Source organism: Paenibacillus sp. GCM10012306 (genome assembly GCF_042649265.1).
Classification (GTDB): Bacteria; Bacillota; Bacilli; order Paenibacillales; family Paenibacillaceae; genus Paenibacillus_AQ.
The window spans coordinates 77,969-93,054 of the sequence record NZ_JBHRYW010000009.1 but is presented as its reverse complement, the minus strand read 5'-3'; the positions used below and the strand labels follow the sequence as shown (position 1 = coordinate 93,054).

At 50.9% G+C, this 15,086-nt stretch carries 9 protein-coding genes; 3 read left to right on the top strand and 6 right to left on the bottom strand.

What is annotated here, in order from left to right:
• Positions 1-28: 28 nt before the first annotated feature.
• Positions 29-1,459 (bottom strand): cardiolipin synthase, encoded by a 1,431-nt coding sequence (cls, locus tag ACFORK_RS19575; RefSeq protein ID WP_379202048.1) that lies wholly within the window; start codon positions 1,457-1,459, stop codon positions 29-31.
• A 205-nt stretch (positions 1,460-1,664) separates the two neighbouring features.
• Between cls and ACFORK_RS19570 the strand changes: the two genes are divergently transcribed.
• Together ACFORK_RS19570 and ACFORK_RS19565 are read left to right on the top strand one after the other, a co-directional pair.
• Positions 1,665-2,966: a M23 family metallopeptidase gene (locus ACFORK_RS19570; RefSeq protein ID WP_379202045.1), complete on the top strand. Its 1,302-nt coding sequence runs from the start codon at positions 1,665-1,667 to the stop codon at positions 2,964-2,966.
• 39 nt (positions 2,967-3,005) lie between these two features.
• Positions 3,006-3,452: a bactofilin family protein gene (locus tag ACFORK_RS19565; protein ID WP_379202043.1), complete on the top strand. Its 447-nt coding sequence runs from the start codon at positions 3,006-3,008 to the stop codon at positions 3,450-3,452.
• A gap of 10 nt (positions 3,453-3,462) precedes the next feature.
• Here the strand turns inward: ACFORK_RS19565 and ACFORK_RS19560 are convergent, their stop codons facing one another.
• From ACFORK_RS19560 to ACFORK_RS19540, 5 genes are all read right to left on the bottom strand, one after another.
• Positions 3,463-4,251: an ABC transporter permease gene (locus ACFORK_RS19560; RefSeq protein ID WP_379202041.1), complete on the bottom strand. Its 789-nt coding sequence runs from the start codon at positions 4,249-4,251 to the stop codon at positions 3,463-3,465.
• The gene (locus ACFORK_RS19555) at positions 4,244-5,167 is read right to left on the bottom strand and encodes an ABC transporter ATP-binding protein (RefSeq protein WP_379202039.1); all 924 of its coding nucleotides are present in this window, start codon (positions 5,165-5,167) and stop codon (positions 4,244-4,246) included. Before ACFORK_RS19555 ends, ACFORK_RS19560 begins: the two co-directional genes overlap by 8 nt.
• A gap of 198 nt (positions 5,168-5,365) precedes the next feature.
• Complete coding sequence (gene gltB / locus ACFORK_RS19550) at positions 5,366-9,961, bottom strand: glutamate synthase large subunit (protein ID WP_379202037.1); 4,596 nt, start codon at positions 9,959-9,961, stop codon at positions 5,366-5,368.
• 374 nt (positions 9,962-10,335) lie between these two features.
• The gene (locus ACFORK_RS19545; protein ID WP_379202035.1) at positions 10,336-12,690 is read right to left on the bottom strand and encodes a YhgE/Pip family protein; all 2,355 of its coding nucleotides are present in this window, start codon (positions 12,688-12,690) and stop codon (positions 10,336-10,338) included.
• 267 nt (positions 12,691-12,957) lie between these two features.
• Positions 12,958-13,533 (bottom strand): TetR/AcrR family transcriptional regulator, encoded by a 576-nt coding sequence (locus ACFORK_RS19540; protein WP_379202032.1) that lies wholly within the window; start codon positions 13,531-13,533, stop codon positions 12,958-12,960.
• A gap of 272 nt (positions 13,534-13,805) precedes the next feature.
• Between ACFORK_RS19540 and ACFORK_RS19535 the strand changes: the two genes are divergently transcribed.
• Positions 13,806-14,993 (top strand): MGDG synthase family glycosyltransferase, encoded by a 1,188-nt coding sequence (locus ACFORK_RS19535; RefSeq protein WP_379202030.1) that lies wholly within the window; start codon positions 13,806-13,808, stop codon positions 14,991-14,993.
• The last annotated feature ends 93 nt before the right edge of the window (positions 14,994-15,086 follow it).

The window sequence follows — 15,086 nt, the reverse complement described above, 5'->3', positions numbered from 1 at the left end:
AGAATTTTGTTGTTTGTCACTTTTCCTGTCATAGGAGCGGTGATAACAGCTGACAAATGCCCTCGCCCAGCTTGACAAATCTGCTTCTCTCTCTAAATTGCTCTGGATTTATAAACTCACTGTGCTTCAAATCCCGCTGAAATCCATCCGCCACCGCTGAGATAGCTTTAAGGTCTAGCAGCAATGCTGTCAGCTCAAAATTAGAGTAAAAGCTACGCATATCAAGGTTTGCGCTGCCCACGGCCGCGAGCAAATCGTCGGCCACCATGATTTTGGCATGCATGAATCCTTTGGTATAGCGGTAGAATTTCACACCTGCATCCTGCAAATTCTCCAGATAAGACAAGGATGCATAATAGACGACCCAGTTGTCTGGCTTCGCTGGGATAACTATCCTGACATCAACCCCTTTGAGCACTGCATTCTTCAACGCCCGGCAAATCGCGGGATCAGGAATGAAGTACGGCGAGGAGATCCAGATTCGACTCTTCGCAGCGCACAGGGCTCCAAAATACATCTCTTGTGACGCATCCATCTGCCCATCCGGCCCGCTTGGCACAATTTTCACCGACTCCTTTCCCACGCAAGAATGAGCAGGGAATAGACGGGGGTGACTTACCCCTTCTCCGGAGGCCAGCTTCCAGTCCTTTAGGAAGACGTATTGTATAAAATAAACGGCGTCTCCCTCCAGACGCAGTTGTGTGTCGCGCCAATAGCCTATTTTGGGATTACGGCCGAGATACTCGTCCCCCACATTCATCCCACCAGTAAAACCCACTAGTCCATCTACGATCAAAAGTTTACGGTGGTTCCGATAATTGAAGCGTCCTTCCAGCAGCGAAAGCAGTGGCGGCAAAAAGAAATGCACCTCGACACCGGCTCTACGCAGCGTCCGGATATATCTGCGGCTCAGGGCATGACTGCCCATCCCATCGCACAGCAGGCGTACCTTAACCCCTTGCCGGGCTTTACGAATCATTACATCCTGGAATCGATCCCCGATCTCATCATCACGAAAGATATAGAATTCCAGATGAATATGCTCACGGGCGCCTTCCATTGCTTCCAGCATAGAGTTGTATGCCTCCTCTGTACTGGAGAGCAGCCTGGTGGTATTACAGCCGGTAATTGGACTTTTCGACAGCCCAGCCAGCAGGGACAGCAGCTCTCTTTGCTGAGCGAACTGCGGATTTCCGCACTCCTCCAGCTTGTTGACCACACGACTTTTGCCAGAGACATGAGCGTGAATTTCAGGCTGACGGGTAATGCACTTTTGGCTCACTGAGCATTTTCTCCGGAAATCACGACCTAATGCATAATAGAAAAGCAGCCCCAGCGGGGGACAGCAGAAAGTAAGGAACATCCAGGCTACCGCCCGCTGCGGGCGCCTAAATTCAAGCAGCAGAATTACAGCCAGCTGAACAATAAAGAGAACTAGAATTATGGCAAGCACCTTCATACAGCCGACTCCCCCTCAGTAATCAGAGCGCAGCCATCGTGGCCCAAGGCTCTTCTCTTCTTTTTTTCAACAAACCATTGTCATGTTCCCGAAAGATATCGAATACATAGAGTAATAGGACAAATCGGATAGAACTGCGGAACGATCCACTGCCTGCCCGCAGCAATACAGGAGCGGCTGCCTAAAGCCGCAGGAAGGAGACGCTATGAAAAGCCAGCCAGATCGTAGCGGCATCACACTGCTCGTTGTCCGGGATGCTGGGCGTCCGGTCCGACAGCTGCAGCTATCCAGGCCGATGGCGTTGGCCCTGCCGGCTGCAGCCGCTCTATCTATCTCCAGTCTGGTCACCTCCATGCATTTTCATGCATCGAAGACCATTGCTGAACTGGAAGCAGAAGCTGCTGCGCTATCTTTGACCAATCTTCGTATGGAAATGCAGGTCGCGGACAAGGACCAGACATTGCTCCACCTGCGCAGTCAGGTCACGGATTTGTCGGAGGAGGCCGAGAATATCAGGGACCGGTTGAAGAATGTAAGTGAGCTTGAGAAGCAACTGCAATCCCTTTTGAACAAAGAGAAAACAACACCAACTGGCGCAACGCCCGCTACGACCTCGGGAAGTCGTTCCGGAACGGATAAGGAAAACTCTGCTGCTTCCACGCTGAAATCTTCCTCTACTGCGGGCCAGAAAGGTTCTGTCTCAGCTGCAATTGCTCCCACCTCCGCATCTGCATCCAAAACGACTGCCAGTACAGTCAGTACGGCAGCTACCAGTAGTCAAGAGGATTCATCCACTACTAAGGCATCCTCGGTAATTTTCGTACCGGAGCCTGCTGCATCGCCCGCTTCCCCCGCTATCCGCTTCCGGATCGGAGCCATGAGGGGCATCATTGGTGATACCGTAACTCCACAGGTAGGCGGTGAATATATCGCCGTGCATCAGAACGATCCTTTTCAGCTAATTGAGGATACTAAGGACGATTTTGAGGAAATTCACAGTATTCTGGATGAAATGCTGAGCCGGATCTCCAACACCATTCATCAAGCTAAAGAAGCTAGCACCCAAGCTGCCCAGAAGCAGGCCAAACAAGTGGAAGCCCAAAAGCAAAAACTGGATTCTGGGGTAACGTGGCCGACGCTTTCCAAAGTCATTTCCTCGAATTTCGGCTACCGCTCTGATCCGTTTAAAAGTGTGTCTGCTTTCCATGCCGGCATCGACATCGCAGCAAAAACTGGAGATCCTGTCTTTGCCGCCCTCTCCGGCGAAGTCGTCGCTGTCGACCAGCAAAGCGCCAGAGGCAAATATATTGTCGTCAAACACCCGAACGGACTGGAGACATGGTACATGCATCTTAGTGGAATGAATGTTTCTCCTGGAGAAAAAGTAATCAAAGGACAAAAAATTGGTCTGGTGGGCAGTACAGGGCGCAGCACAGGCCCCCATCTTCACTTTCAAGTGGTCAAACAGAACAACCCGGTGAATCCGCTGACATATGTAAAGCCTTAAAACTATGTACTTAGTCCATATGGAACAGGAGGAAATAAAATGTGGAAGAAACGAGGAAAAGGCACACCTTTCAAGTCCACAGATTCATTAATCGGACATGGAGGAACCCTGGAGGGAAAGGTACATTGCGACACTAATTTACGAATTGAAGGAACCTTCAGCGGGGAGATTGAGTGCAGCGGAACAGTCACCATAGGGGAACAAGGAACTGTCCGTTCCAGTATTACCGCGGAAGAGATTATCATTGCCGGAAAAGTATACGGTGATGTTACCGCGAACCGCAGGCTCATCATGACGGGCAGCGGCCAGCTGCACGGCAATATTTCAGCCGCCACGCTTAACATTATGGAGGGCAGCTTCTTGAATGGTTCGGTAGACATGAAACAGCCCGCCCCGAAGTCAGCGGGCGGGCAAGAACAGAAGGCAAAACCGGACAAGGCCGCAGCACGCGCTGCCAAAGCGCAGAATGCACGTGAAGCCGGATAATCATTGGTTCCTAGGCCGCTACATCCCGCTTGCGGAACACAATCCAAGCAATCAGCAGGAACAGCATATAATACGCAGCCAGTACGGCTACTGAGAAGCCCAGTGTGGCTCCTCCTGGACCAACATTCGATGACAGGTATACCCGCAGGTCCATATGGGTGAACAGCAGATATTTCGCCCACTGATATCTGTCCGGGTTGAAGATGATCACAATCAGATTTTTGGCAAATATAATAAACAGCGATAATCCGATAGCCAGACCGCTAGCCCGGAATACACTGGATACCATAAAGGCCAGCGTCGCGGTCAAGAACAGCTCAATATAACGGAACAGCAAATCCATAAAGGAATAGGCTCCCGGACTCCAACCGGTCAGGGAAAGCATAACGTCTCCCGTCTGAGAAGAGAACAAGTACGCAGAGCCCAGACCAAACGCAATTAACACCCCTGTACTTAGCAGGCTGAATAATATCATGGAAATATATTTGGATAGCAGTATTTTGGAACGACTCCACGGGCGAATCAATAGCAGCTTGATTGTCCCCCAGGAAAATTCGCCCGCTATGGAGTCAGAGGCCACAACAACTGTAAATATGGTATTCAGGAAAAAGGCCACACTCACTGTCATCTGGAAGGTCTCCCAAAGTCCCATGAGATGGTTCTTGTCACCGGTTGAGAAGTAGAACAACACTGGCATCAGTGCACTCATGATCGCCAAAATCAACAGCATCACCCAGGTACGCACCCTGCTATAGATTTTGATATTCTCATTATGTATGAGTCCCGAGAATTTACCCAATGCCTTCACCTCCAGTCATTTCCAAAAATTGATCCTCCAGCGAACGGGACAAGGCTCTGATCCCGTACACCTTAACCCCACCGTTGACCAACAGCTCGTTCAAGGCCGGAATTTCCTCGCGGGTCACTTCCAGTACAAGCCCCCCATCCTTCAGAATCCCCCGATCAAGCAAAGCCATAGCAGTTTCTGCATGATCCACCTCGAACAAGGTTTCCACAGCTGCTACCACTGTGTCGCCTGTGTTCTTCAGCTGTCTGACATCCACCAACCGACCGTTTTGAATAATGGCTACACTGTCACACATCAATTCCATCTCGGAGAGCAAGTGACTGGATACGAACACCGTCGTCCCCTCTTGCTGACATAACCGACGCAGATAATCCCGCAGCTCGCGAATGCCCTGAGGATCTAGTCCATTGGTCGGCTCGTCCAAAATTAGCAGCTTGGGCCGATGCAGCAGGGCCTGGGCCACACCCAACCGTTGCCGCATTCCCAAGGAATAGGTTTTCACCTTATCATGGATTCGATTATCCAATCCTACCAGCTTTATTACCTCATCAATCCGCTGCTTCGTTACGCCGCTTACCATTCTCGCGTATTGACGCAGATTCTGATATCCAGTCAGGAATTTGTACATCTCTGGATTCTCAACGATTGCACCAACATGGGCCACGGCTTCTTCAAACTGATCTTTAATACTCCGGCCGCAGATCAAAATATCGCCCCGACTGATAGAGATTAAGCCTACCATCATCCGGATTGTAGTGGTCTTACCTGCACCGTTTGGCCCCAGAAAACCGAAGATTTGGCCTGCCGGGATATCCAGTGTCAAATCGCTTACCAGCGTCTTGGAGCCGATTTTTTTAGTCACACCCTGTAGCCTGGCAACCGGTTCGGCAAGTTCCGTCGTCAGCATAGTCTCACGTCCTCTCTTGTGTTGAAACAACTATTCTTTTTATTTAACCCGTCTAGTGTACCACATAACTCATTTTTTCTAAAAAATGTAATGCGATAGAGAATTATGAAAAAAGGGATTCGGCCCCTCCTCTGCATTGCAAAGCAGGACCAAATCCCTCTATTGTTTATTCCATCATTGCAGTGACCTGCGTTCCACTTAACCGCCTACACGGGCAAGCTCACGCATGTTGGCTTCAAAAGCGGCCATCAAGGCAGCTTCCCCGGACAAGCCGGTCTGCTCCACCTTGCGAATCTGCTGCATCATCCGTTTGTAATCCTTAGGAATGACACGGACAAACTTCGGCAGACTATCATTCCACTGCTCAAGAACTCGCGTACCAATCGCACTACCTGTCAGTTCTTTATGACGGGAGATCAGACTGAACAGTTCTTCAGCTTCCTCGGCCTCTTCTACCCGTTCAAGCAGAACCATTTCCAGGTTGCAGCGCTGGATGAAGCTATTGTCTGGATCGTAGACATAGGCGATACCGCCCGACATTCCAGCCGCGAAGTTGCGTCCCGTCTCACCGAGAACAACTACGCGCCCTCCGGTCATGTATTCACAGCCATGGTCGCCTACACCTTCTACAACAACATTCGCTCCGGAGTTACGTACCGCGAAGCGTTCACCGGCGATTCCGTTGATATAGGCTTCTCCGCTAGTTGCACCGTATAATGCTGTATTCCCGATGATAATATTATCCTCGGCTGCAAAGGTAGCCTGCGGTGACGGCTTAATGATCAGCTTACCACCGGACAATCCTTTGCCGACATAGTCATTGGAGTCCCCTTCAACAGTGATCGTGATCCCCTTCGGCACGAATGCTCCCAAACTTTGACCAGCGGAACCGGTGAAGTGTAGAGAAATCGTATCGTCTGGCAGACCTGCTGCTCCGTACTTACGGGTCAGCTCACTACCCAGGATCGTACCTACCGCACGGTTAACGTTCGTAATTGGCAGGGATGCTTCTACCACGGTACCATTCTCCAGCGCTGGAGCTGCCAGTTCAAGCAGCTTGGAGACGTCGAGCGTCTCATCCAGGCCATGGTTCTGATACTGACTGCGGTAGCGGGTGCTGCCTTCCGGAAGCTCTGGCGAATGCAGCAGACTGCTCAGGTCAACGCCCTTCTTCTTCCAGTGGTACGAAGCCTTCACAGCATCGAGACAATCGGTGCGTCCGACCATCTCTTCAATGGTACGGAAGCCGAGCTCAGCCATGATTTCACGTAGATCCTGGGCCACGAAATTCATGAAGTTAACCACATGATGTGGGTCTCCTGTGAAATTCTTGCGCAGATCAGGGTTCTGGGTGGCTACACCCACCGGACAAGTGTCCATTTGGCATACACGCATCATGATACAGCCAACAGCCACCAGAGGTGCTGTCGAGAAGCCATACTCTTCTGCACCGAGCAATACCGCTACAGCAAGGTCACGTCCGCTAAGCATTTTGCCGTCCGTCTCCAGCACTACACGGTCTCGCAGATTGTTGAGAATCAGCGTTTGGTGCGTTTCCGCAAGACCCAGCTCCCATGGGAGACCGGCATGACGGATTGAGTTCATCGGCGATGCGCCTGTTCCGCCATCATAACCGCTGACCAGAATGATATCGGCACGGCCCTTGGCTACTCCGGCCGCAATCGTCCCTACGCCTACTTCGGACACCAGCTTCACGTTAATACTTGCACGTGGATTGGCATTCTTCAGATCGTAGATCAGCTCTGCCAAATCCTCAATGGAGTATATGTCATGGTGAGGCGGCGGTGAGATCAAGCCTACGCCTGCTGTGGAACCACGAACCTCAGCAACCCAAGGATATACCTTGCGTCCCGGAAGCTGTCCGCCTTCGCCCGGCTTCGCGCCTTGCGCCATCTTGATCTGAATCTCATCGGCATTCACCAGATAGTTAGAAGTAACCCCGAACCGTCCTGACGCGACCTGCTTAATCGCACTGCGGCGGGAATCGCCGTTGCTGTCAGGAATGAAACGTGCCGGGTCTTCACCGCCCTCACCGGTGTTGCTCTTACCACCAATGCGGTTCATCGCGATCGCCAAAGTCTCATGCGCTTCCTTACTGATCGAACCGAAGGACATCGCACCGGTCTTGAAGCGTTTCATGATCGATTCTACAGATTCGACCTCTTCCAGCGGAACCGGTTCATAAGGAGATTTGAATTCCAGCAGTGACCGGAGGGTCAAATGCTTCTCACTCTCGCCTTGAACAAGCGCGGCATATTTCTTGTACATGTTATAGTCGCCACTACGCACTGAGTGCTGAAGAAGGTGAATGGTCTGCGGGTTGAACAAATGCTCTTCTCCGTCACTGCGCCATTGGTAGTCGCCGCCAGAATCCAGCACTTTGTCATTGCCGTCCTTCTCGGTGAAGGCACGGTTATGATGGGCCAGCGCTTCCGCTGCCACTTCCTCAAGACCGATCCCACCAATGCGGGAAGGCGTCCAGGTGAAGTAACGATCCACGAAGTCAGAATTCAGACCGACAGCTTCAAAGATTTGTGCGCCGCGATAGGATTGAATGGTCGAAATCCCCATCTTGGATAGTATTTTAACTACGCTCTTCGTCGCAGCTTTGATATAGTTCTTCACGGCTTTGGCATGCGAGATGCCGCGTAGCAAGCCTTGGCTGATCATATCATCCAGACTCTCGAATGCCAGATAAGGGTTCACCGCACTGACGCCATAACCGAGCAGCAGTGCATAATGGTGCACTTCGCGCGGTTCGCCGGATTCCAGCAGGATGCTAACCTTGGTCCGAGTGCCTTGGCGGATCAGATGGTGGTGCAGACTGGACACGGCCAAGAGGGCCGGAATAGCCGCGTTTTCACGGTCTACGCCGCGGTCAGACAGAATAAGAATGTTATGGCCTTTGGCAATGACCCGGTCAGCTGCCTCGGACAAACGGTCCAGGGCGACACGCATCCCTTCAGCACCCAGCTCAGCCGGGAACAAGGTAGGAATGGTCATCGACTTGAAACCGGCTCGACGGACATGGCGGAGCTTGGCGAAGTCTTCATTGGACAGAATCGGCGTCTCCAAGGAGATTTGCCGACAGCTTTCCGGTTCAGGCTTCAGCAAGTTGCGCTCAGGACCGATGGTTGTCGTCGTGGAAGTGACTAATTCTTCGCGAATCGCATCAATCGGCGGATTCGTTACCTGGGCAAACATCTGCTTGAAGTAATTGTACAGACGCTGTGGACGATCGGATAACACCGCAAGCGGAGCATCGTAGCCCATAGACGTAACAGCTTCTGCGCCGGTGGACGCCATTGGCTCAAGCACCTTACGAAGATCCTCAAACGTATAACCGAACGACTGCTGCAATTGCTGTACATTGTCATGCTTCGGATTAGGCAGCTCAGGCGCATCCGGAAGCTCATCAAGGCTAATCAGATGCTCATCCAGCCATGCACGATAAGGGCGTTCGGAGACGATGGCTGCTTTCACTTCCTCATCGGAAATGATGCGGCCTTCCTTCGTATCCACGAGCAGCATGCGGCCTGGCTTCAAACGGTCCTTGTATAGCACGTTCTCTGCTGGGATATCCAGTACACCCGCTTCAGAAGACAGGATGATCTTATCGTCTTTTGTAACGTAGTAACGCGCAGGACGCAATCCATTACGGTCAAGCATGGCACCGATCTGCACACCGTCAGTGAAGCCCATTGCTGCCGGTCCGTCCCAAGGCTCCATCAGGGTGCTATGGTATTGATAGAATGCTTTCTTCTCCTCATCCATGCTGTCATGATTGCTCCAAGGCTCAGGTACCATCATCATGGCTACCTGCGGCAGGGAGCGTCCGCTCAGGTACAGGAATTCGAAGGTGTTATCGAACATCCCTGTATCGGAACCATCCGGATTGATAACCGGCTTGATCTTGTCGAGGGATTCGCCGAACACTTCACTCTTGAACAGCGATTGGCGGGCATGCATCCAGTTCACATTGCCGCGCAGCGTGTTAATCTCGCCGTTATGAATCATGAAGCGATACGGGTGAGCACGTTCCCAGCTCGGGAACGTATTGGTGCTGAAGCGGGAGTGAAGCAGCGCGATGGCCGATTCCAGCTTCTCATCCTGCAGATCAAGATAGAATTGTCCCACCTGCTCTGTAGTCAACATTCCTTTATAAACGATCTTGCGACAAGATAAGCTTGGCAGATAGAAGGATTCTCCCTCTTCTGCACCGCTGTACCGGATAGCCAGCTCGGCTCGTCTGCGGATGACATACAACTTCCGCTCGAAGGCCAGCTCATCGGATACCGCTGCGGAGCGTCCGATAAAGACCTGGCGCACATAAGGCTTAGCAGCCTTGGCCGTCTTGCCCAGCATCTCGTCAAACGTAGGTACGTCGCGATAGCCGAGCACCTCTTGTCCTTCTTCGGCAATAATCTGACTTAAGAGGGCCTCATGGCGGCTTCTGATCTCCTCGTTATGAGACAAAAAGATCATACCCACGCCATAATGGCCTTGCTCAGGTAGTTCAAAGCCAAGCTTCTTGGCTTCGCCTACAAAGAAACGATGCGGGATTTGCAGCATGATGCCGGCTCCGTCACCGGAGTTCGGCTCGCTTCCCTGGCCTCCCCGGTGCTCCATATTGATGAGCATGGTCAAGGCATTGCTTACGATTTCATGGGACGGTACGCCTTTAATATGGGCAACAAATCCCATGCCGCAAGCATCTTTTTCGAACTGGGGATCATACAGGCCCTGTTTGCGGGGCAGTTCAGTGTGTCTCATCTTACGCAACCTTTCTATAATAAATTGGGGCGGAATCTCGAGAAAATTTGTCCTATTAAAACCTTAATAATTGTTCAACGCGGATTAGGTTTTACTAGTGTATCACTGGGGTTTATGCTGGGCAAATTACAGTTTTTTATGATGTTGATTAACTATAGTTTTTGCTGTACAGCTTTACTTAACCAAAGATTTATTTGCATTTCCATGTAGAGTAATACATATTATTTGCATTATTTTTTTTGCACTAAAAATTGTTTCATTAATTTTCCTAACTTCACCTCTTTTTTAACGAAAACTGTCATTGCTAAAGACACAAGAAGCGCTCCACATGGGAGCGCTTCTTGGTGTATAGACCAAACTAAACAGCCTATCGATTAAATTGTTATTGCTTTTTCGTTCTTCAAAAGAGCCTCTTGATCACGGCCGCGCGTCATGAAGTAAGCGAGGGTAAGGACCATGAAGACCACGCCATAGATAGCAAGTCTTCCCATATCTCCCCACATTGCGCTGTAATCTCCGGTAGAGATCACTGCCTTTAATCCAGCGACACTGTAAGTCATTGGCAATAGCGGGTTAAAGAACTGCATCCAGTCTGGAATCAATTCCAGCGGGAAGGTACCAGCGCTTGTTGTCAATTGGAAGATCAGAATGACAATGACAATGAAACGGCCCGGGTTAGCCAGCCAGGTTACAATCGCCTGGATGATCATCATGTAGGCAAGACTTGTGACGAAAGTGAACAGATAGAACAGAGGTACACTCTGTACTTCCAGACCCAGACCATACAGGACAATCATAGCCGCCAGCATCGACTGAAGCAGACTCATCATCGAGAATGTCAGTGTGCGGCTGATAAAGCGGTTGAACCGGGTAGCTTCTGCAACCTCCGATTCACGTGTAGGAATAACCAGTGTGCAGATCAATGCCCCTACGAAAAGGCCCAGCGACAGGAAGTATGGTGCAAAACCTGTACCGTAGTTAGGTACTTTATTGATTGCATGATCTTCGATAACAACAGGCTCAGCAAACATTTGAACCATAGCATCTGTCTTGTTCACTGCACTTGTCTTCTCGGCAGCTTCATCGAGTTTGGTAGCCAGTTCATTGGAACCGGATTTCAGATCAGCCATCCCGTTCTTAAGTTCTCCGGCACCGTCTGCCAGCTTCTTGGAACCATCTGCTACAGCGTTGATGCCGTTACCCAGCTCGCCAACCCCGTTCAGGAGCTTCGAAGTACCTGCGCCCAGCGCTTTGCCGCCATCAGCCAGCTTGCTGCCGCCTGCTGCTGCTTCACTCAGCTTCTCGCCGAACTGCTTCATACCAGCGGTCAGCTTGTCGCCGCCTGCTGCCAGCGCAGAAGCGCCTTGCGCCAGCTTCTGCTGTCCTTGCAGCAGCTGTGTGCTACCTGCGTTCAGCTGCTGTGCACCATCATGCAGTTGGCCTACGCCGCCTGCAAGCTGCTGCGAGCCTGCGTTTAGCTGTGCCGCACCTTGGGCCAGCTGTTCTTGGCCGCTATGCAGCGCTGTCGCGCCTTGAGCAAGCTGCTGCTGGCTTTGCTGCAGCTGCTCGCTGCCGTCAGCTACCGCTTTGCTGGCAGCCAGTAGCTTTTGCACCGCTGGGCTTGCTGCCAGCTGTGGATTCGACTGGGCCAGCTGCTGCAGGCCGTCAGATACTGCTTTTGCGCCTTCAGTTACTTTGGCGCTACCTTCTGCGGAAGCCTTCAGACCGGCTTCCAACTGCGCACTGCCATCTTTAGAGGAGTTCAATCCTGCCTGCAGCTTGCTGCTGCCGTCAACCAGGGATTGTGCGCCTGCTTGCAGCTTGCTAGTACCGTCTACAGCAGCCTTTGTTCCTTCTTGCAGCTTCGCTGTACCGGTAACGGCCTGCTGAAGGCCGCCGCTGAGTTGCTTGCTACCGGACGAGCTTTGGTTCAAGCCGTCTTGCAGCTGCTTCTGTGCAGCGGACAACTGCTGCAATCCACTAGCCAATGTGCTGGTACCTGATTCCAGGGCAGCTGCACCAGTGTTCAGATCAGTAACACCTTTAGTTAGGGGCTCTACGCCATCTTTCAATTTGCCTGTGCCATCAGTCAGCACAAGCAGGTTTTCTTTTAACTTCAGCGCGCCGTCATCCAGCTTGCCTGCGCCATCAGCAATCTTGCCTGCGCCCTCTCCTGCGTCGCCAAGACCGCTGGAGATTTCAGTGATTTTATCAAATACAGATTCGGTATAGGCCTCAGTAATCTTTGCCGATATTTTCGACTTGATTTCCTTTACAGCGGTTCCCCCGATTTGTCCAGCCAGGAAGTTGTAGCCTTCGTTCGGCTCAAAAATAATTTTGGCTGGCTGTGGGTCCTTATCCAGCAAAGTTGTTGCCTTTTCGGAGAAGTCCTCAGGTACGATAATGGACATATAGTAAGTGCTGTCCTTGAGTCCGGCATCTGCCTCTTCACGACTGACAAATTTCCAATTGAAGCCATCGGTCTTTTTAAGCTCCTCGACCAGATCACTACCAGCTGTTAATTCTTTGCCCTCGTAATTAGCGCCCTTGTCTTGATTCACTACGGCGACCGGCAACTCATTCATCTTGCCGTACGGGTCCCAGAATGCCTTCAGGAACAATCCGCTATACATCACCGGAATGAAGAGGACAACTATGATGGGGATCAGCACTTTAGGATTTCTAAGCGCCGCACCAAGGTCCTTGGTAAACACGGATAATGATTTCATTCTGGTTCTCTCCTTTTGATCATATGCTCTTTTTAAGTGTGTTTTTAATTATGCTTTATAAATGCTGTACATGTGAAACATTACTGTAACACCAAGTGACTGTTTTCCCCATTCGGTCAATCAAAGCCATAAAAAAAGCACCATCTTGGTGTTCTTGCAAAAAAGCAGGAAACCTTTTTATAAATTTGTGGCCAAACTAAGGTATAAAGAAGTAAATGGTAGGGAAAGCAATTATGAGGAACGCTATCCCTATGCTGATCCTAAACATTATTGTGCCAGCCCTTCAGCGAGAAACAAACGAAAGTAGTCCTTGATTTGCTCTTTGTCCAAAGGTGTGTGCGTTTTGTTCAGTTCGGCAGTCAGCACAATGTACAGCCTGAACATTACTACCGATACGATCTTCGGGTCGCAGGGCTTGATCTCCCCCTGTCGGATCGCGAGTTCCACCTCCCGTTCAATATATTCTAGTACTACACTCTCGATCTTATCGAGTCCTTCTTGAGCCTGCGGTGTTCCGAATTCGCGATTTTCCTGGGAAAGCTTGATGAATAGCTCGTGTTCGCTTCGAAATTCCAACAAGGCATCCAGCACGCGGTGCAGGTTATCAAAGAAGGGCTTATCGCGCCTGATCTCCCGCTCAGCAATCACCTTCATCTCAGTCATCATGTCGACCAGAATCTCATCAAACAGCTGCTCCTTGTTCGTAAAAAAGGTGTAGATGGTTCCTTTGCCGACATTCGCTATCTTGGCCACCTGATCCATCGTGGTCGCTTTATAACCGAATAACGAAAATGATTTGGTCGCGGCCTGAAGCACCTGCTGCCTTCGATCTACCACAGCCACCCGTACACATCCCTTCTCAAGAAATAATGGTTACCATTGAACTTCTGACCACTTTACTAATCCGGTCAATTGGTCATTTCCTACTTTAGCACTTTGCCCATATATTTGCAATACCTTGGAGCCAAACTTTTTATTTTTTTAATTTATTGCAGTGTTTTAACTTTCTATTTACGTCTTATTTGTATAATGTGAAAAGAGTTAGGATTTGCCACGTATATAGTATAGATCGATTGCCGCAATTCTACTCATGAAGGAAAGTAGCAGGTGAATTTATGCGAAAGAAAAGAGTATTGCTGTTTTCGGAAGGCTTCGGAACGGGCCATACAGGGGCAGCCTATGCTCTGGCCGAAGGAATAAAGCTGCTGAATCCGGATGTACAATGCCGGGTAATCGAGCTGGGCAAGTTTCTCAACCCCACGGTCGCTCCTTGGATTCTTTCCGCTTATCGAAGAACCGTCAGCAGCCAGCCCAAACTGGTCGGCATGATGTATAAGACCCAATACAACAAATCACTGAACCGGTTGACCAAACTAGCGCTTCACCGGATTTTTTATACTCACGCTGCACAGGTCATTGAGCAGCTCAAGCCTGACCTGATTATCTGTACCCACCCTATTCCGGCTGCCGTCATCTCCCGCCTGAAGCGACAGGGTCTTAATGTGCCACTCTATACATTGATTACAGATTATGACGCACATGGAAGCTGGGTGAATGACGAGGTGGACCGCTATCTGGTGTCCACTGCCCGCGTTGAGGCCATTCTTACTGGACGGGGTATTCCTGCCGAGTATGTGACCGTGACCGGCATTCCGGTACACCCCAAGTTCTGGGAGAGATCGAACAAGACCCTGCTTCGCAAAGAACTAGGTCTCGCCGATATCCCCACCGTATTGATCATGGGCGGCGGCTGGGGTCTAATGTTCGGCAAAGATGTCATGGCCTCGCTCACCTCACGGATGAACGAGATTCAGCTGCTCTTCTGCATGGGGAGCAATGACAAGCTCGTGTCCAAAATGCAAGGCGATCCATTGCTGAGTCATCCCAATATCAAGATTATCGGCTACAGCAAGGAGATCAACAAATTAATGGACGCGTCTGATCTGCTGATCACCAAGCCTGGCGGCATGACCTGCACGGAAGGCCAAGCCAAAGGTATCCCTATGCTGTTCTACAAGGCAATTCCTGGTCAGGAGGAGAAGAACTGCCAATATTTCGTGGAGCTTGGATTGGCCGAGGTACTGAACGCCAAAGTCGTGGACAAATGGTTCACAAGGCTGCTTCGGGAGAGAGCCTCACTGGAAGAGCAACGGAAGCGCCGACTGGCTCCTGATCGACATCAGCCCCGCCACTGCGCAGCCACGGTCCTGGAGATGCTAGGCAAGCCGGCAACTGGTCTGTCCGAGAATCGAGGAACGCGATCACAGTCTCGAGGCGAGGAAGCTGTTCTGCTGACGCCTTGAGCGGAAGTGACATCTGTCTGCTTCACTTAGCTGACTCGCGTATTCATAGAAACAACAAGAGGGTGCTCGGCAAGCCATTGGCTGCCGGCACCC

Coding starts and splice junctions, on each gene's coding strand:
- ACFORK_RS19535 (WP_379202030.1), top strand. CDS start 13,806: ATGCGAAAGAAAAGAGTATTGCTGTTTTCGGAAGGCTTCGGAACGGGC.
- ACFORK_RS19545 (WP_379202035.1), bottom strand. CDS start 12,690: ATGAAATCATTATCCGTGTTTACCAAGGACCTTGGTGCGGCGCTTAGA.
- gltB (WP_379202037.1), bottom strand. CDS start 9,961: ATGAGACACACTGAACTGCCCCGCAAACAGGGCCTGTATGATCCCCAG.
- ACFORK_RS19570 (WP_379202045.1), top strand. CDS start 1,665: ATGAAAAGCCAGCCAGATCGTAGCGGCATCACACTGCTCGTTGTCCGG.
- ACFORK_RS19555 (WP_379202039.1), bottom strand. CDS start 5,167: ATGCTGACGACGGAACTTGCCGAACCGGTTGCCAGGCTACAGGGTGTG.
- cls (WP_379202048.1), bottom strand. CDS start 1,459: ATGAAGGTGCTTGCCATAATTCTAGTTCTCTTTATTGTTCAGCTGGCT.
- ACFORK_RS19565 (WP_379202043.1), top strand. CDS start 3,006: ATGTGGAAGAAACGAGGAAAAGGCACACCTTTCAAGTCCACAGATTCA.